This window comes from Streptococcus oralis, assembly GCF_019929345.1.
GTDB lineage: Bacteria > Bacillota > Bacilli > Lactobacillales > Streptococcaceae > Streptococcus.
The window spans coordinates 19,655-38,052 of record NZ_JAHZPJ010000017.1 but is presented as its reverse complement, the minus strand read 5'-3'; the positions used below and the strand labels follow the sequence as shown (position 1 = coordinate 38,052).

Annotated in this window: 15 protein-coding genes; all 15 read right to left on the bottom strand. The window is 41.9% G+C overall.

The features are described 5' to 3' along the window. Nucleotides 1–4,062 (bottom strand): mucin-binding protein (locus K1I97_RS09730; RefSeq protein WP_223331845.1); only part of this gene is annotated, 4,062 nt, incomplete at its 3' end. Nucleotides 4,063–4,678: 616 nt separating this feature from the next. Then, complete coding sequence (locus K1I97_RS10305; RefSeq protein WP_411575269.1) at nucleotides 4,679–4,819, bottom strand: hypothetical protein; 141 nt, start codon at nucleotides 4,817–4,819, stop codon at nucleotides 4,679–4,681. Nucleotides 4,820–5,340: 521 nt separating this feature from the next. Beyond that, entirely contained in the window at nucleotides 5,341–6,732 is a 1,392-nt protein-coding gene (locus K1I97_RS09720) for a VWA domain-containing protein (RefSeq protein ID WP_223331844.1), read from the bottom strand. A gap of 204 nt (nucleotides 6,733–6,936) precedes the next feature. Then, nucleotides 6,937–8,469 carry a cardiolipin synthase gene (cls, locus tag K1I97_RS09715; RefSeq protein WP_223331843.1) on the bottom strand — a complete coding sequence of 511 codons (1,533 nt, stop codon included), beginning with the start codon at nucleotides 8,467–8,469 and terminating at the stop codon, nucleotides 6,937–6,939. Nucleotides 8,470–8,604: 135 nt separating this feature from the next. Next, complete coding sequence (locus tag K1I97_RS09710) at nucleotides 8,605–9,549, bottom strand: 3-oxoacyl-[acyl-carrier-protein] synthase III C-terminal domain-containing protein (RefSeq protein ID WP_223331842.1); 945 nt, start codon at nucleotides 9,547–9,549, stop codon at nucleotides 8,605–8,607. A 14-nt stretch (nucleotides 9,550–9,563) separates the two neighbouring features. Beyond that, a complete protein-coding gene (locus K1I97_RS09705) occupies nucleotides 9,564–10,826 on the bottom strand; it encodes a F390 synthetase-related protein (RefSeq protein ID WP_223331841.1) in 1,263 nt (420 codons plus the stop codon). Continuing rightward, a complete protein-coding gene (locus tag K1I97_RS09700; RefSeq protein WP_223331840.1) occupies nucleotides 10,804–11,619 on the bottom strand; it encodes an MBL fold metallo-hydrolase in 816 nt (271 codons plus the stop codon). Before K1I97_RS09700 ends, K1I97_RS09705 begins: the two co-directional genes overlap by 23 nt. Then, on the bottom strand, nucleotides 11,594–12,574 hold the full coding sequence (locus K1I97_RS09695; protein ID WP_223331839.1) for an NAD-dependent epimerase/dehydratase family protein: 981 nt from the start codon (nucleotides 12,572–12,574) through the stop codon (nucleotides 11,594–11,596). Before K1I97_RS09695 ends, K1I97_RS09700 begins: the two co-directional genes overlap by 26 nt. A gap of 3 nt (nucleotides 12,575–12,577) precedes the next feature. Beyond that, complete coding sequence (locus K1I97_RS09690; protein ID WP_223331838.1) at nucleotides 12,578–13,846, bottom strand: glycosyltransferase; 1,269 nt, start codon at nucleotides 13,844–13,846, stop codon at nucleotides 12,578–12,580. An 87-nt stretch (nucleotides 13,847–13,933) separates the two neighbouring features. Beyond that, nucleotides 13,934–15,085, bottom strand: a complete 1,152-nt coding sequence (locus K1I97_RS09685; RefSeq protein ID WP_223331837.1) for an iron-containing alcohol dehydrogenase — start codon at nucleotides 15,083–15,085, stop codon at nucleotides 13,934–13,936. A gap of 184 nt (nucleotides 15,086–15,269) precedes the next feature. Then, nucleotides 15,270–15,725 (bottom strand): SP_0198 family lipoprotein, encoded by a 456-nt coding sequence (locus tag K1I97_RS09680; RefSeq protein WP_223331836.1) that lies wholly within the window; start codon nucleotides 15,723–15,725, stop codon nucleotides 15,270–15,272. 90 nt (nucleotides 15,726–15,815) lie between these two features. Then, the gene (locus K1I97_RS09675) at nucleotides 15,816–17,066 is read right to left on the bottom strand and encodes a bifunctional folylpolyglutamate synthase/dihydrofolate synthase (RefSeq protein WP_223331835.1); all 1,251 of its coding nucleotides are present in this window, start codon (nucleotides 17,064–17,066) and stop codon (nucleotides 15,816–15,818) included. 257 nt (nucleotides 17,067–17,323) lie between these two features. Then, entirely contained in the window at nucleotides 17,324–17,629 is a 306-nt protein-coding gene (locus K1I97_RS09670) for a DUF1292 domain-containing protein (protein ID WP_223331834.1), read from the bottom strand. Between the two features lie 15 nt (nucleotides 17,630–17,644). Continuing rightward, nucleotides 17,645–18,064 (bottom strand): Holliday junction resolvase RuvX, encoded by a 420-nt coding sequence (ruvX, locus tag K1I97_RS09665; protein ID WP_223331833.1) that lies wholly within the window; start codon nucleotides 18,062–18,064, stop codon nucleotides 17,645–17,647. A 3-nt stretch (nucleotides 18,065–18,067) separates the two neighbouring features. Further along, nucleotides 18,068–18,334, bottom strand: a complete 267-nt coding sequence (locus tag K1I97_RS09660) for an IreB family regulatory phosphoprotein (RefSeq protein ID WP_000507060.1) — start codon at nucleotides 18,332–18,334, stop codon at nucleotides 18,068–18,070. Nucleotides 18,335–18,398: the final 64 nt, after the last annotated feature.

Genomic DNA, 18,398 nt, shown 5'->3' with positions numbered 1-18,398 from the left:
TGTACGTGTAAAGGCTGCTTCTTGAGTCACTGGAGCTTTCAGAGCTGGACGACCCGCTGTTTGACCATCTGCGTATTGGTACTTGATGGTACGAGTAACCTTGCTATTCAATTTAGCTGGGTTCGTATTGTCATCCAAGCGTGGTGTTACAACAACTGTCCAAGTTTGATCCTGTGTTTTATCTTTGTCAAACGTTTGGCCATTTGGTTGAGTGAAGCCATCGCTTACAAGCGTGTAACCAGCTTGTTTCAATTGTTCAATACGAGCTACTGTTGAGTAGGCTACTGGTTCACCTGACTTACCAGTTACAGAGTCTGTGTAAAGAGTTTTAACAGGGACACCGTTCTTGCCATCTGTTACATACTTGATAGAACCACGTTGCTCATCCAAATTGTATTTAACAACTTCTGTTGAATCAGGGGAAGCAGGAGTTACAGTGATAGTTGGAACGCTTGCTCTGTCTGGAGTAAATCCTGTAATAGCAGGAGAAGTTACTTCTGGTAGAGTTCCACTTCGTCTGCTCCAAGCACCCGGAGTTTCAACACCTGTCGCTTTGTTTACAGAGACTTGTCTGTTAAATGTTGCTGGTTGAGTGACAGTAGGAGGAAGTGCTGGACGTCCCGCTGTTACACCATCGCCATATTGGTATTCAATAGTACGAAGAACTCGTTTTGTCTCACTTCTTGTCTCAATAATTGGAGTAACGACAACTTTCCAGACTTGATCTTGTGTCTTGTCAGTATCGAATTTTTGACCATTTGGTTGAGTGAAGCCATCGCTTACAAGTTTGTAGCCAGCTTGTTTCAATTGCTCAATACGAGCAGTAGTTGTATAGTCAACATTCTCACCTGACTTACCAGTTACAGAGTCTGTGTAAAGAGTCTTAACCGGAACACCGTTTTGACCATCTGTTACGTACTCGATTCGACCACGTTGCTCATCTTGGCTATAGTTTACCACTTCATCTACGTTTGGAGATGTTGGAGTAACGCTTGTAGCCGGAACGCTTGGTTTATCTGGTGTGAAACCAGTAACAGCTGGAGAGTCAACTTTTGGAAGGTTCTCAGTGTTCTTATTCCAAGCACCTGGAGTTTCAACACCTGTCACCTTGTTGACAGAAATTGGGCGAGTAAATGTTGTTGTTTGAGTAACATTTTGAGGAAGTGTTGGACGACCGGCTGTCACACCATCCTTGTATTGGTAACGAACGTTACGAGTAACAGTTTTCGTTTCTTGTTTTGTTTCAATACGTGGAGTTAGAACAACTTCCCATGTTTGGTCTACATTATTATTGCTGTCAAATCTTTGACCACCAGCTTTAGTAAAGCCATCGCTAACAAGATCATAACCTTGTTGCTTGAATTCATTGATTTTAGCAGTTGTAGTGTAGTTTACAGGTGTATCTGATTTACCTGATACGTTGTCTGTGTGAAGGGTCTTAGCTGGAACACCATTTTTACCATCTGTACGGTAAACGATAGTTCCTCGTTGAGTAGCCGGTGCATAGCTTACGATTTCACGCCAACTTGGGTCATTTGGACCAACAGAAGCTGAATTTACACGTGCTTTATTAGGTGTGAATCCTGACACTTCTGGGCTATCAACCGCAACAACATTTTGACGGCTAGGTGTCCAGTTACCGTATGTCTTCTGACCAGTTACTGGATCTTCTGACACTTGACGAGTAAATTGAACTGTTTGTTCAACCGGTTGCGGAAGAGCTGGACGATTTCTAGTCACACCATCTTCATATTCGTAAGCGATTGTACGAGTAACGTCTTTTGTTTCAGTTGTTACTTTTGGATCATTCTTACGGTATGAAACGATTTCACGCCAGCTTGGATCTGTTGGTGAAACAGTAGCTGAATTCACACGTGTTTTATTCGGTGTAAAGCCTTTAATTGCTGGTGTATCAACTGCAGGTACAGTTTGACGAGTTGGTGTCCAATTGCCGTATGTCTTCTGACCAGTTACTGGATCTTCTGACACTTGACGAGTGAATTGTACATTTTGTTGTACTTCACGTGGAAGAGCTGGACGACCTGAAGTCACGCCATCTTCGTATTCGTAAGCAACTGTACGAGTAACATCCTTAGTTTCAGTTGTTACTCTTGGCGCAATCTTTTCATAGTAAACAATCTCAGTTCCTGGAGTAGAACCTGCGTTCACTGTGATACCATCCACACGAGTTTTATCTGGTGTGAAACCAGTAATGCTTGGTGTGTTTACTGCAGCTAGATTTTGGCTGGATGGGCTCCATGGGCCAGGTCTGCCGCCTGTAACTGTTCGAGTAAACTCAGCTGTTTGAGTAACTGTTTGTGGAAGTGCTGGACGTCCTGCTGTTTGACCATCTCTATAGCGGTATTCGATTTTACGGGTAACAGTTTGTTTTTCTGTCTTAACATCGGCAGCACCTCTACGATAAACGTAGGTTACTGTACCGTTTGTTCCCCAGTCAGCCAGAGTTCCTGAAGGTGGCAAGCTACCTCTCTTCATTCCAATGAAACCATAGCCATTGATTTTCTTCTGTTCAGTTGTATAGGCCTTACCTTTATAGGCACCTTGTGGGTAGGTTACTGTACCTTCTGCAAGTTCTCGGCCTTGCTCATCTTCATAACGTACATCGACAGAGGCACTTTGATAGAAGTCAAAACGCTTGATTTGGAACTGTTGCAAGTTCTTGTAGTTACCAGTCGTCGCCGTAACCACCATGGACATGATTTCTTCTGGAGTAGAAACTTTCTTCTTCCATTGCTTGATACCAAGATTACTTTCATAAGCAATTGTCAATTCCTTAGTTGTACCATTATAGTCAATGGCAAATCTGTGGAAACGACCGTCTAGGTCACTTGAATCTAGACGTTGGGCACTGCTAGCATCTGTCTCAGCCCACCAACGGTCATATTCGTCAGCAAACCAACCTTGACCTCTAACCTTTTTATGAGTTGTATTTACCCAAGCACCAAATTGTCCCAAGCGAGGGTCTTCTGCCCAACCATATTGGAATGAGTCCGTGTTGTTAGTATCAAAACGGTTCCCTTTTGGCGGTGTGTGGACATTCCAGAAAGTATCCAGTTTGAAACCAGTTGCGTTACGCAAACCACCGATACCAAGGTTACCACCATCGGCACCTAGGTCTGTTGTATTCCCTGTGTGGAAGGCAAAACCGATACCATCGGCACCATAGCGTTCCTGCGTCTTGCTACCTAGGTTAACCTCACCAGTCAGCTTAAAGCTTTGGTTCATATTGATCTTACTCTTCAGACTGAAGTTACCTGTCTTAGAGTTTTCGTCTGGAGTAAGAGTTACGATACCATCATATGAATTATAGGTAGCTGAACCATTCAATCTAAAGTAATCAAGGAAGTTTTCTTTCGTTACAGTTGTCTTCCCTGTTTGTGGGTCAAACGAACGGAAACCACTTTCTCCTGATTTACGGAAATCAGCATAACCTTTATCTACTTCGCGTTGGGCAGCAGCCAATGTAGAATTTGCTTCGCTTCGTGCTATTGCAGTCGAAGTTTGACTAGTAGTCGCAAGACTAGCCGCTTTGCTCGTCACGTTCTCGATTGAAGACTTGCCAGATTCTACAGCAGTAGATTGTGCAACAGTCTCAGACGAAGAAGCAGTTGACGTCGCTTCTGATGTAGCTTCAGATTTAGCTACTGAAGTTGCTGATTGGCTATTTGCAACTGAAGCCTCTGATACTTGAGAAGTTGCTTCTTTTAAAGCAGCCTCACTCTTTGAAGTCGCTTCTGACTTCACAGCTTTATCTGCCACTTGGCTAGATGGGGCTTCAGAGCTTACTACAGACTCTGCGGTAGACTTAGAAGTATCTGGACCTGATTTCCCTTCCGAATCTGGTACAGTTCCCGTCTTCTCTGTAGAAGTGCTCGGGGAATCCGTTTTAGCTAATGTGTTTGCTGCAACAGCATTCCCACCCAAGAACATGAAAGCTGCGACGGCTACGGAAGCCACACCTACATTAAACTTACGCACTGAGTATCGAAGTCGTTTCTCAGCACTCGCTCTGTGTAATCTGCGTCGCGCATTTTTATCCATGAACGTTTCTCCTTGTTTTAAATATAGTCCAACCACCTACTACGTAATATTTTAAACGTTCGATATTTAAAACATATAATAATATGTGGTTGCTGATTATAATGCCAAACTTTCGACACCAAACCATACTTATCATTATACCTGTTTTTCCCTATTATATCAAGAGTTTTACCGTCTAATTTTTCTTTGTAACAAAAGTGTAACATCCTATTGCAAATAATTAAATACAGACTTTATGCAAAAAATGCATATTATTCATTCGCCAAAAAACAATCGGCCTATTCCTTGGCTCAAAAACTGAAAAGATTGATTTAGCTGAAGCAAAATGAAATCTAACTCAGCTACTAGTCAAACCTCTCAAATCTAGAGGTTTTTACATCTTTGTATACAAAAAAAGGAGAAAACCGAAACGATCTTCTCCACAATCACTCTTTTTATCCAAATAACCAGAAATATAAAAAAGACATCTTTAAACATACTCGATAGAAATAGGCAAACACATATCAAAATTGCTCAATATACCATTGATTCTAGTATAAGAAAAAATATACGTCTTTTTCTGAGACTTTTTACTAAATGAATCAATAACTCTTTATCAAGACTGTCTTTTGAAGTTCTAACTTTGATTGATCATTTTATAATCCATTGGACTAATAGCATGATAGCACTTACCCTTATAAACATCTAATCTGCGATTGTCTTCTGCCCAGATTTGGTCTCTCACATCGTCCGCAAGCGAAATTTCTTCAAGACTCATCTCATTAGCCTATTCATAACTCATCAAAAGAACATCCTCATGCTGATTTTTAAATTTCTCCACACTTAACCACCTCTCTTTATCACCTTCGCTAATCTGACTATCAATGGTAGTCGGCAATTTCAATGGTCATAATATAGAAAACTTGCTTATTAACAGTCAAAATCTCCAGATGTTTTGTTAAAATACGGAGATAGCCCCTTTTTCATTGTAAGCTGTAGTAAATGCATCTTCAAATTCCCCTTTTTAATTATATATTGACCATATCATAACGCAAAAATACCATAATTTCACTCTAAAACAGGAAGATGTATCGTCTCCTATCTTTCACGCGCTCTAGCCTCTCAGAGATTTTAATGCTCTTGCTTCATCAAATACTGCCCTTATTATATCCAAATCACAAGAAAGCACTAGGAAGTATAAATCTACCTTTGTCAATCTAAAAAAAGAGAGAACAAACTCGTTCTCCCCTGTTTTTAATCCTTCATCAACATGACTAAGATTGATAAAAAGATAATATTTTATTTCTCTTCTTTCTTGGTCACTACAGTCAATCCTGAGACTGCTGCTAGCAAAACTAAGCCAACTGCAGCCAATCCTGAAGAAGCTTGAGCACCTGTTTTCGGTAATTCAGCCTTTTTAGATACCGTCTCAGTATGATAAACCGGTGTAGTATTTCCTACAGGTTTCACTTCTACCGGATCTTGAACTGGTGCTTTTGGTTTAAGTACCACATGCGCCTCTGCCAAGAAATCGTATTTTTCATTTACGACACGGTAAACACGCCCTTCTTGGACAGTCTTAACAACATGATTTGTAAAATCACGATTTAAAAGACTAGAAAATTCTTGACTCATATCAAGGTAAAGGCCTTTTGTGCCTTCAACTAAAGGTTTAAAAGTCTCTTCTTTGTATTTCATTCCTACAACTGATAGGGAAATATTTGCTACCTTAAGTGCCTTGATTGTTTCGTCTACTGTTGGAATGCCTGGAGTACTGAAATCAATACCTTCATCAGTAATCAAGAAAGCAAAACGACGATTATTAGAAGCTGTAGACCAATCGTAATCTTTTGAAGTTGCAATATGATGAAGAGGAGCTGTAGGTTCTTCTGTTCCACCGCCTGTTCGAATAGACTTAAGAGCCTTAATGTATTCCTCCACATTCTTAGTGAATTTAGAACCATTAAAATCGAAATATTGAACATCCTTAGCAGACTCATACGCTATTAAACCAAGACGAGCATCAACCTTTTTATTAGCCAAATCACGAACAAAAGTTTCGATGTTTTGCATAACATTTCGAATAGATGTATCCATCGAAATTGATTTATCAATAGCAAAAACGATATCCGCAGTACCAGATTGTTGTTTCGTGATTGTCACATCTGCTTCTTTCAAAACTTTTTCGATTCGAGTTTTCTTGACAGTCTGAGTTACATCCGCTACATAATCATCAGTCTCGATATGATCAGATGCAGTCTTTGTAGTGACAACTGGCGCTTTTTCTCCGACAGGAGTTCCTTTGGCAGCTAAGATAGTTGTCTCAACATTTACAGAAGCTTCTGCTTTAGCTACAGCTTCTGTGCCAGTTTCATTTTCTTTCGTATCAACTTTAAGTTCTGTAGAGGTTGTAGCTACCTTAACAACATCACCAGGTTGAGCTTTGTCAGCTGGTACCACTGGAGTAGTTGCCTTGGCTTGGATTTCCTTTACAGTTTCATCAGCTAATTTGCTAGACGGAGTTTGCTTGGCCGTATCTGAACTTGTTTGAGCCAAATCGTTAGCTGTCTGACTAGGTTTTTTTACTTCATCAGCGCCGACTTGTCCCACTGCTACAACTACAGATGCTAATGCTGCTGTAAGTAAAGCCGACTTGCATTTCCAAAATAAAGAACGTTTATAACTTTTCATAAAAGCCTCCCCCTTTTTAAAACAATATTAGAAATATAATAGCAATCTAAAAGCATTTTGTCAAATAGAATGTTTGAATCATCACGACCTATAGAATGGCCAGTCAAAGTCATTCCCAAACGTTTCGTAGAAAACTGAGATGGCATCTTCGTTAGCAGTTTAGGACCTATCATCGGTCACATCAAACACCTTTAATTTTGTTTCTTATAACATGGGTGCAAACAACTGGACAATTTCCTTGATCAGGCTTTGATACCAGCTTGTTTTGATTGTGTGGGGATAAATTTCTTGAGAAACTTTAAAAATCTCTTCGAAGTCCCTTTCAATATCGATGATAGACTGCGTTCTGTAAAGCAAGACGGCATTTTCATAGTGGTGGAGCAAACTACGATAGTCAAAATTGATGGTTCCCACAGTAGCCACCTCTCCATCGACAAACATTTGCTTGCTATGAAGAAATCCGGGACTGTACTCGTAAATGCGAACTCCCACAGATAGCAAGTCTGGATAGGCTCCTCGAGTAACTAACTGAATAACCTTCTTATCTGGGATACACGGCGTAACAATTCGCACATCTACCCCTCTCAATGCTGCATTTTTGATACTCTCGGTTAGATCATAGTCAGCGATCAGATAGGGAGTCGTGATGTAGACGTAATCTGTAGCTTGATTGATAAGATTTTGGTAGACCGTTTTTCCTACCTGAGCTCGGTAGATGGGTTTTGGTCCACTACTGTAAGGGATACAAAGCCCCATCCCATCTTTGGGTTGATTTTCGAGATGGTATTGGTCAAAGTCACTAATTTCCCCACGGTTGATATACCAAGTTGATAAAAAGAGCCTAGTAAAAGCCTTAACTGCCGATCCATCTAGGCGAATACCACTATCCTTCCAATAACCAAAGCGCTCGATATGGTTGATATACTCATCGGCCAGATTGACACCACCTGTATAGGCAATTTGACCATCGATAATCATGATTTTACGGTGATCACGGTTGTTATAGGCGACGGTTAAGCGTGGAATCACCTTGTTAAATTTATGGGCTTCAATCCCTCGACCACGAAGCTGGATGGTATAATCTCCAGGCAAGGTTGCCATACAACCAATATCATCATAGAGAAGCTTCACTTCTACTCCTTGAGCTGCCTTTTCTTCCAAAATCTCCAAAATACTATTCCACATCAAACCTTCTTCTATGATATAGTATTCGAGAAAGATAAATTTCTCAGCTTTCTTGAGGTCCTCTAGCATCTGATACCACATGCTTTCACCAGATGCAAAAAATTGTGTATCCGTTCGATTATAGACATCGGCATTCGTATCCATGCTAAGGAGTGATTTGATAACTCCGTAAGCCGACTTGTCCTGCTCTTTTAACTCCAAACGGAGAGCTCTGCTATTGTCCTCTCGATCAACCATTGATTGGAGCTGCTTTAGCTGCTTCATTTCTTTTTTCGATAAACGGCGTTCTCCAAACATGATATAGAGTAAGGGACCAAACACTGGCACAAAGGCTACTAACAGCCATGTTACCTTACTCTCAGGATTCATAGACCGATTGACAATCGATACAATAGTCGCTAAACTCACTAAAATGACTAGGATAATCCAGATAATTGGAGCCATTTGCCCAAGATAGAGAAATAAACCAAAGACGATAAACAACTCTGCCAACATGATGGTAATACTAAAACCATATTTGGACATGAGTAGCTGCATTTTTCTAGCTGTCATACATCCCCTTCCTTTTCTATCATTCTCCCTCACCGATTGATAAACTAATGTTTCTACTAGTATACCTCAGTTCAGGGGTAGATAGCAACCTTTTACCTTTGCTCATGCTCCAACCGTTCCGTGTTTGGATGATTGTTACAATTTCAGAGCCAACATATTGACTGTCATACCAGCTGCGGTTCCCATAAGGTAGACGACATCTCCCTCCTTGACCAGCCCATGATCTAAAGAATAAGCCAAGCCAAACGGTACAGAGACTGACACCATATTTCCATAGTCAGTGACGAGATTGAGGTACTGATCCTCGGCCACACCTAGTTTTTCCATGACCAAAGGAAGAGCACGACTTGCTTGGTGAGGAATGATATAGTCCACGTCTGCCAAGGCTAGCTGTGTTTTTTCTTGAAACTCTTCAAACATGACTGGGATTTTACGAGCAGACAAGAGGAGGATTTTCTTCCCCTTCATGTCAAACATATAGTTGGTCTTAGTCGCTTCAGAGTACTCTTTTGGTTGAAAAGAAGTCAGACCTCCACGAATCTCCGTATCGTGAGCTCCTTCTGACCAAGTACGTTGGAGACTTGCAATGACCCCTTTTTCCTGATGACTTTTTTGGAAAATAAAGGCTGCTGCCCCATCACTAAAGAGTTCAAAACTTTCTTTTTGCTTGGGATTTAGCCCTAAACTTCCAACCTCGCTAGAAACAATCAAGACACGATTGTATTCGCCCGCCTCAATCAAGTGGGACATAGTCGATAGAGCAGAAATAAAGCTGGTACAAGTTGTATTGATGTCCATTGCTGGAATTGAGAGTCCTTTTGCCACGCGCTCATGAATCAAGGCAGCCGTACAAGGAATAGGCTGAACACCAACTGCACTAGCTGATACAAGGCAATCGATATCTTTAATATCCAGATTTGCATGTTCAAGTGCACGCTGGATAGCTCCTTCTGCCAAGTCAAGTTGCGTTTCTTCATTTTCAACTACACGATAACGGGTCTGGTCTTTAAATTGCACTGTATGCTTTGGAAGGCAAATGCCATAACCTGCGATTTCTACATGTCTTTTTACTTCTGTCATTGTCTTTTTTCCTTTCATAAACGTTGGATACGTTTGAGTTTATGGCTAGTATCCCAGTGATAATCTGAAAATTGGATTTGAGGAACTATGAACTCTTTTTGCTGGGCCAAGAGTTGGAACTGTGCTAAAATTGCTGTCTCTACGTCCTCATCTCGTTGGCTTAGACAAACTTCCACTAATTTCTCGGAATGTTGCTTAACTTGGTAATCTCCTACATTCTCCACAAAGAGGATGCAACGTCTGATAAAGTCTGGATAGATCGTTACCTGCCCCCCATTCTGCCCTTCAAAGTAGAAGATATCATCAGAACGTCCTTCGACCTTGTCAATCCGTGTATAGTAGGAGCCACAGGGACAAGGCTCCGGATTTTCAACCAAAATATCATTGAGCTGGTAGCGATAAACAGGCTGACTGCTTCGTTTAAAGTCCGTAATCACTGGATAAAAACGGCGGTCGTCTAGATACTGCTTTTCCACAAAGATAATGTCTTCGTTGAGATGTAGATTACCAGCTGAGCAAGTGCAGGCTAGGAAACCTTCTGTCGCCTGATAAACTTGGTCAATAATGGATAGAGAAAAGGCTTCTGCAATCCGTTCCCTATCACTATCTTCCAAGATTTCTGCCACCGAAACGATTTTTTTTGGGTGAATAGCTAACTCTCCAGCCGTGAGACGCTTGCTCAATTCAATCAACATCGAAGCTGGTGCCACAATAATCGTTGGTTGATAGTTGTTGAGTCGCTCGATATGCTCATCTGTATGTTTGAAAATATCAAAATACTCTAGACGAATGAGCGCCGTATTGATGGTCTGATAGAGTTCATTATCAGCTCTCAGGAAAAAGGCAATGCGTTGTCCAAAAAGCTGCCCCTTGGGCAACATCTTTGCCAAGATAGCCGCAGCCCACATACTTCGCTCTTTCTCTGTTGTGATAAAGAGCCCCCGATGTCCAGACGTCCCCGAAGACAGACCGACGGCCACTTCCCCTTTAAGTTCAGTGAAGTCACGAGTCTTCTCACTTTCAATAGCCAAGGTCAAGGCTTCATCTCGATCCACTCCTTGGGTGTTGAGCTCATTGAAATGTTCCATCATAAAAGCCTTGTCCATATGGTCAAAGTCGCTAGGAACCCCATTTTTAAAGTAGGGCGACTCTCGCTTTAAAAAGTCCATATAGTTGGTTAATTGCTTTTTCTGATAGTTTTCTAAAGCTTCTCGAGATTTGAAATGATGAAGCCATCGAGTTTGGATAAAGGTTTTAAGAAAGGTTATTTTTTTCATGTAAGATTGACTCTATCCTTTCTACAGGATCATGGCTAACAACTACCTCAATACCGTCCTTTAAGACATCCTCCAGAAACTCTGTCCCCCTGATATAGTCGGCCTTATTATCCTGAACCAAGGAAGGAATCAGGTGCATCTGCTTGGTATAAGGTAAGAGGTCAATTCCCCAACAGAGATCTGCTGCAATGAGGAGATTAAGGTCTGGAAAATATAGACAGGCTTGCCCCCTAGCATGCCCGTCAACAGAAGCAACTAGGATACTACCATCTCCGAAAAGATCACAAATCGGACGGTAGGGAAATGCCGGGTGTTGCTGGTCAGCTCTGATAATAGTTAGATTTTTCTCAAAAGAAGCTGGTAAAAACTCCTTGAAAATCAAGTCTTTCAACTTGGGTTTTTGGTAGACTTCATATACTTCTTTTGTCAAGATAAAGGTTGCATGAGGAAAGAAACTAGCTCCTCCCAGATGATCTGGATGTAGGTGTGATAGAAGAACATAGTTAATTTCTTCTGGTTTGATTCCCTTCGCTTCCAGCAAACGTGAAATTTGGTCCTTCTCCGTCATTTGAACGGGCGTTCCTAGCCGATAGAAACCATAGCGAAGCCGGGTCTTAATATCGTAATGATAGCCTGTGTCATAGAGAAGATAGCCCTTGTCCCTGTGTTTGATAAGAAAAATACCTGCTGGAAAGATCATCTTTTGATTCTTGACTCCCTTAAATAGCAAACCTGTGTAGCTGGTACAGTAGCCTGCTGGGAAATAATCAATGCTTTCGATAATCTTGGACATATTGTTCAATCCCTTCCGAAATACTGATTTGAGGGCGATACCCTAAGTCTCGCTCCGCCTTGCTGATGTCCAGCGTCTGACTATAACGGAGCAGATAATAGGTATAGCGTGTCAGAGGCGGTTCACCTTTGAGTTTCAAGACCTTATACAGAAACTCTAAACTAGTAGCAATAACTGAAAGAAGAGGAGCTGGCACTTTTCTGTATGTTATTGGATAGCCCAACCCTCTCAAGGTTTCTTCTATCAAATCCTTAAAGGCTCTTGGTTCCCCATTGGTAATATTATAAACTTCGCCACTAGCTTGAGGGGTCTCTAGTGCCAAACGAATTGCCAGAGCGACATTTTCCACACAGGTCATATCCATGAGCTGACGACCGTCCCCTATTAAGGGAATGCCAATCTTCTGACTGAGTTTGAGAACTCGGGGCAAAATACTGGTATCCCCAATCCCAAAAAGCCCACGAGGTCGTAAGATAATACTCGGAACATCGGGATAATCCTTAAACAGCTTCTCCGAAGCCAGCTTACTACGAATGTAGTTGTTCAGATTATTTTCCTGAGGCGCAGCACTTTCTTTGATAGCTAGCTGATCTCGAGGCGCAGCATAGATGCTAGGCGAGGACACATAAACCAAACGCTGAATACCAGCCTCTCGGCAAGCATCCAGAACATACTTGGTCCCTAAGACATTTGTCTGGTAGAAATCCTCCCAAGGCCCCCAAACGGTAGAAAGAGCACCCGCATGCACAACCATGTCCATCCCCTGACAAGCCCGAGCCAAGTCCTCTTGCTTGGTCAAATCTCCCTGAAAAAATGCCACAGAGGAGTTTTCTAAAGACTGACCCACCTTGCGATTGCGTCCAAAAACGCGTACCTGATAGCCCTGCTGACTGAGCTCTTCAACAACATACTTGCCTAGAAAGCCCGTAGCACCTGTTACCAATACTTTCTTCATTTTTTACTTCTCCTTGTCCCCTAAGAGCCGATGTATTTCGCTCTTCAGAATCTCTGTTGGCTGATAGATTTGAGCTGCACGACTAAGTTTGTTCAAGTCTGCCCAGTCATCTCTAGCCAACAACTCATCAAAGGCGCGTCCAATCGCTTCCGTATTCTCTCGTTTAGCAGTCAAGGCAATCCCTGCCTCTAATCCACGAACTGCATAGTCATACTGATCATAGTCATGGGGGAGAATCAAGGCAGGCTTACCATAGATGATACACTGGTAAAAAATACCTGCACCACCATGATGAATCACATAATCCATCTGAGGAATGTACTCCTTATAGGGAAGATAGGATACCACAGAAACATTGTCCATGAGCTCTTCACATTGGAAGTCTTGTCCGCCAAACCCCAGAGTCACAAAGAAGTGGCAATCTGGATGTGCTTCTGCCAATTGTTGTGTCTGATAGAGGAGATTGTCTTTGGCCCATGCTAGCTGAGTGCCACAGGAAACAAGGACCTTCTTATAACCTGCATAAGGAGACAAATCGAAAGGATAATTTTCTGCCCTCTCAATCGAAGAGCCAAAAGGTCCCACCCAAAGATAGTGCTCTGGAAAACCACTTTTCAGCTCCAACTCTTTCATCCCAATTCCCAAGATGGAATAGGGTGAATAGATGGTCTCCTGACCTTTCTGATTGTAAAGCTTAAAATCATAGCGTTTCAATCGTTCTCTCAATAAAAAGGTTACGATACGTTTTCCTAAACGAGTCACTTTTCTTCCTAGCCATTGCTGGATAGATTGGAAAGATGTCTTTGGACTGCCCATTCCTCCAAAGAAACAAGGTGGCCCATCTGTCGTTTCAATGGCAAACTGTGTCGCCATTGTGGTAATCCAGGGAATATTCAACTGTTCCGCTACAAGTCCTCCACAGAGGGTTATAAAGTCCGCAATCACAATATCCGGTCTATTTTCCTGCCACTCTTGCACTAATTGATCTGAAACCACATTGATCAAATCAAGGCTAGCTGACAACTGTCGATAAGCAGAGAACAGGTTTAATTGACCTTCATTGTTGGCTACACGCTCAAACTCATCTACACAATTTTCTAAAATGAGAATCACCCGGAATCCCATCTCCTCTGCTACAGTTTTTCGTTGCGGCCCTGTAAATAATCGAATCTCATACAAGGGATCCTTCAACAAGGGGGCAAGTAAATTCAGTGTTGGGAAGAGATGCCCACTTAAGGGCACTACAACCACATCAATTTTGATTTTTCTCATATGTCTAGAATAGCAAATTTTTAAAAAAAGAACTACCAAAATGATAGTTCTTTCCAGCATTATTTAGCTTCTTTTTCACTTTATGAATTAGAAGAGTTCTTTGTAGAGAGCAATGGTCTCTTCCAAGGTTGGCATAAATGGATTTCCAGGTGCACAAGCATCAATCAAGGCATTCTTAGAAAGGTAGTCAAAGTCAAAGTCTTTTTCTTGGATACCGAGTTCAGTGAGTTTCTTTGGAATGCCTACTGTTTCAGACAGTTTCTCAATTTCAGCAATAGCATAGGCAGCACATTCTTGGTCTGTTTTCCCTTCAACATGGAGTCCCAAAGCCTTGGCTACATTGCGGAAAGCTTCTGGTACACGCTTGGCATTTTCACGTTCTACAATTGGGAGAAGCATGGCACAGCAGATACCATGTGGCAAGTTATATACCGCACCGAGTTGGTGAGCCATAGAGTGAACGTAGCCCAAACCAGCATTATTAAAGCTCATACCACCGAGGAAGATGGCATTGACCATCGCCTCACGCGCTTCGATATCTTGTCCATTAGCTACAGCACGAGGAAGGTACTCCTTGATGAGCTCAATAGCTCCGATAGAGAGTTTCTTGGTCACATTATAAGCACCTGGTGTTACCAAGGCCTCGACAGCGTGGGTGAGAGCATCCATACCTGTCGCCGCTGTCAATCCTTTCGGTTTTGAAAGCATGAGTTCTGGATCATTGACAGAGAGGAGGGCGAGGCTGTTCTTGTCAACCATTACCATCTTGACCTTACGTTCTTCGTCAGTAATGACATAGTTAATAGTGATTTCTGCTGAAGTTCCAGCTGTTGTATTAATCGCAACCACTGGCAACCCTTTTTTAGCAGACTTGTGAAGACCCTCGTAGTCTTGAGGTTTTCCACCATTTGTCGCAATGATAGAAATACAACTAGCCGCATCCTGTGGAGACCCTCCCCCAAGACTGATGATGAAATCACATCCATGTTCTTTCAGGGCAGCCACTCCGTCTGTGACGTTCTTGCAAGTCGGATTTGGCTCCACATCGCTAAAGATCACATATTCGATCCCTTCAGCATCTAGTGGTTTTAGGACCTTAGGTAAAATATCACTTCCCTCGATGAACTTGTCTGTCACCAAAAGGGCCTTCTTATACCCAAGTTCCTTGATATACGGACCTACTTCATTTACAACATCTTTACCGATAAGGTTAACTGACGGAACGTAAAATGTAGCCATATGCTTTTCCTCCTGCGCCTCTGCGCTATTTGATTATTTACCATAAGTATACGACCTTATAAGAAGTTTTACAAATTTTTGTAAGCGTTTTAAGTAAAAAGTTAGTAAAGAACAGCCAGCCACTTTTTCAAGAAAAAAGCTCCAAAAAGATGGATTTCATCTCATTGGAACTTTTACTTAATCATTATTGTTTTGTTAAGACTACTCGGTCAGATGCCTCTCGGTCCATATCGTCGATAATCAATTGATTACCATTAACTGCGTAAATCTTGACATCATCACCGATAATGACACGTTGATTTTCCGGCTCAAAGGTAACTTGCTTGATTTCTTTATCTCCATCTGGCTCGACCTCAGTCCATGTACCAGTTTTACCTGTTACAACAAGAGTGATTTGGTCATTCTCATCTTTTCCAGTATAGGTACCACCGATATTCGTAGGTTGAGCTACAGTAGTATCCTGACTTGAGGACGCCTGTGGTTGACTAGCACTTGTCGCAGCGCTAGAAGATGATTCTTGTTGAGAAGATGATTGCTGAGCAGATGGCTGGGTAGGAGCTTGTGCCTTAGGTCCACAAGCTGCTAAAAGACTAAGAATTGCTAGGGAAGCAATAGAAAGTGTGAATGTTTTCGTTTTCATAGCGATTTCCTTTCTTTTGTGCCAATGTTTTGCTGGAATCGTTTCCAGAAATACCTCCTACCTCCAGTATAGCAACTTAAACCTAGAAGGTCAACTAATCCCATCGCTTCCTACTAAACTCGCTCGTACTTCCGAGATAAAGTAGAGTGATCCCGTCACGAAAAGCAAGTCCTGGCCATTGGCCTTATCTTCAAATTCTCTGATAAAGTCGCCATAGGAAGGAATCAAATCATAACCTACCACATCCTTTTCATCCAGAGAGCCTTGGTAGTCAAAGCCTGTTACCTTAAGTTCCACCTCAGGCAACTGCTTAGATAGATAGCCTAGCATCCCCTGATAATCCTTGCGTTTAAGTGCTCCAAAAAGGATGCGAACCTGGTAACCTTGCTGGATTTTCCCCTGGATAAACTCTACTAGACGAGTCAAGGCTGGCAGATTGTGAGCCCCATCTAGGTAGATTTGCGGACGAATCCGTTCCAATCGACCTGCCCAGTGAGTTTCTTTCAAAGCCTGTCTAACAAGCTCTTCTTCGACCCTTTCACCTCTTGAAGCCATAAATAGAAGAAAAGTTTGTAAAGCCAAGGCGGCATTTTCTTGCTGATAAGCACCTTCCAAACCGATTTCAAGCTGGGAAAAGCTTTCTAGCTTACTTGAGAAATTTCCAGCTTTCAAAGCGAAGTCTTGTCCAGCTTGATAAAGATCTACGTCTAACTCTCTCGCTTTACTTTGGCAGACAAGCTCCGCTTCTGGAGCGAGCTTGGCAATGACCGCCTTCTTGCCAGTCTTGAAAATACCAGCTTTCTGCTCTGCTATTTCCTCCAGACTATCGCCCAAGGTCTCCTGATGATCTAGACCAATCGAAGTAATAACTGCAATCTCGCCTGTTACGACATTAGTCGTGTCAAGCAAACCACCAATCCCCACTTCTAGCAGGACTAGGTCAACTCTTTGCTCTTTAAAATAGATCAAAGCAATCAAGGTCAACAACTCAAAGAAAGACAATTGATCATGTGTTTCTAAGAGAGTTTTCTCCTTCTCTTTGACTTGGTTAGCTATACGGACAAAGTCTTCATCCGCGATCGGCTGTCCATTAATACAGATTCGATCATGGATGCTGATGATATGAGGAGAGGTAAAAGTACCAACTTTTTTACCATGAGCTACAAACAACTCCCTCATAAAGGCAATAGTTGACCCTTTACCGTTAGTCCCTGTTACGTGGATAATGGGATAAGTCTTCTCAGGATTCCCCAGCAAATCCACTGCTCGTTGCATTCGTCCAAGACCAGATCTAAAGTTTAAACCAATCCGACTATGGAGCCACTCTTCTACTTCAAACATACATATCTCCTTAACAAAAGTCCAATCAACTACCGCATCAAAGTATGATTACAAATAAAAAGTGAGGTCGGGACAAAAATCCCGACCTCTTACCTGGTTAGCTAATCACTAGCCACTATGAATTTTAACGTGGGCTAAAAACGTCCCCCGGACGTTCCTGCGTTTCTAATGTCTGGCGCAGGGCTAAAAACATCCACTGGATGTTCCAACTCTCTCCAATTTCTGGGAGTTGGGCTGATACAGTCTCCCAGACTGTATCACTCCTCCATATATGTGTTGAAAACTTCTTCAATCATATTCCATTCGTCTTCTGAGTCTTCTGGAATTGGTTGCAATTCGCCTTCCGTTCCATCTTCATTTTCATTGAATGAGTATGCTTGAATCTCAACTTCGCCATTTTCATCTTCTTCCGCATTAACTGGCACTAGAAGAACATAGTTTTTACCAAATTCTTCCTTACCGTCAATTGTCAAAATGATTTCAAACAAGGTTTCATTGCCCTGGTCATCTACTAGTGTAATCAATTCGCGTTCTTCGTGATTATGGTTATGATCGTGTGACATAGTTTCTCCTCTGTCTTAAAATTTTCTATCTAAATAATTTTGCAAAATCAGCTGAGCAGCTAATTTATCAATGACTTTTTTTCGCTTGTTACGACTGATGTCTGCTTGTTCAATCAACATACGCTCAGCAGCAACCGTCGTCAGGCGCTCATCTTGATAGTCTACTGGCAAACCAAAAAGTTCCTCTAATTTTGCTCCGTATGCTTGACTGGCTTCTACTCGCGGACCGCTGGTATTATTCATGTTTTTAGGCAAACCTACTACAAAGCGTTCCACCTTATAACTATCAACCAATTCCTTGATACGCTCAAAGCCAAACTGGCCCTGTTCCTCATTGATTTGGATAATTTCAAGGCCTTGAGCCGTAAAACCTAGTGGGTCACTAATGGCAACTCCTACCGTTTTTGAACCGACGTCCAATCCCATAATTCTCATAGATTATAGATCGACTCCTTGTCCTTTAAGGTAGTAGCGTACCAATTCTTCAACAATTTCATCACGCTCATACTTGCGGATTTGATTTCGTGCATTGTTGTAACGAGGAACGTAGGCAGGGTCTCCACTCAATACATAACCGACGATTTGATTTATCGGATTATAACCCTTTTCATTCAAAGAAGCATAGACATCTGTCAACGTCTCGCTAATCTCTTTTTTATTGGAATCATCCAATTTAAACCGTACAGTTTCTTCAGTAAATCCCATTCCAACACCCTCTTTCCTTAAAATAGTACCATTATAACATATTTCCTTACGTTCTACAAATAAG

What these genes read in the sequence shown, in the direction of transcription:
- K1I97_RS10305 (WP_411575269.1), bottom strand. Translation starts at nt 4,819, where the DNA reads ATGAGTCTTGAAGAAATTTCGCTTGCGGACGATGTGAGAGACCAAATC.
- K1I97_RS09720 (WP_223331844.1), bottom strand. Translation starts at nt 6,732, where the DNA reads ATGAAAAGTTATAAACGTTCTTTATTTTGGAAATGCAAGTCGGCTTTA.
- cls (WP_223331843.1), bottom strand. Translation starts at nt 8,469, where the DNA reads ATGACAGCTAGAAAAATGCAGCTACTCATGTCCAAATATGGTTTTAGT.
- K1I97_RS09710 (WP_223331842.1), bottom strand. Translation starts at nt 9,549, where the DNA reads ATGACAGAAGTAAAAAGACATGTAGAAATCGCAGGTTATGGCATTTGC.
- K1I97_RS09705 (WP_223331841.1), bottom strand. Translation starts at nt 10,826, where the DNA reads ATGAAAAAAATAACCTTTCTTAAAACCTTTATCCAAACTCGATGGCTT.
- K1I97_RS09700 (WP_223331840.1), bottom strand. Translation starts at nt 11,619, where the DNA reads ATGTCCAAGATTATCGAAAGCATTGATTATTTCCCAGCAGGCTACTGT.
- K1I97_RS09695 (WP_223331839.1), bottom strand. Translation starts at nt 12,574, where the DNA reads ATGAAGAAAGTATTGGTAACAGGTGCTACGGGCTTTCTAGGCAAGTAT.
- K1I97_RS09690 (WP_223331838.1), bottom strand. Translation starts at nt 13,846, where the DNA reads ATGAGAAAAATCAAAATTGATGTGGTTGTAGTGCCCTTAAGTGGGCAT.
- K1I97_RS09685 (WP_223331837.1), bottom strand. Translation starts at nt 15,085, where the DNA reads ATGGCTACATTTTACGTTCCGTCAGTTAACCTTATCGGTAAAGATGTT.
- K1I97_RS09680 (WP_223331836.1), bottom strand. Translation starts at nt 15,725, where the DNA reads ATGAAAACGAAAACATTCACACTTTCTATTGCTTCCCTAGCAATTCTT.
- K1I97_RS09675 (WP_223331835.1), bottom strand. Translation starts at nt 17,066, where the DNA reads ATGTTTGAAGTAGAAGAGTGGCTCCATAGTCGGATTGGTTTAAACTTT.
- K1I97_RS09670 (WP_223331834.1), bottom strand. Translation starts at nt 17,629, where the DNA reads ATGTCACACGATCATAACCATAATCACGAAGAACGCGAATTGATTACA.
- ruvX (WP_223331833.1), bottom strand. Translation starts at nt 18,064, where the DNA reads ATGAGAATTATGGGATTGGACGTCGGTTCAAAAACGGTAGGAGTTGCC.
- K1I97_RS09660 (WP_000507060.1), bottom strand. Translation starts at nt 18,334, where the DNA reads ATGGGATTTACTGAAGAAACTGTACGGTTTAAATTGGATGATTCCAAT.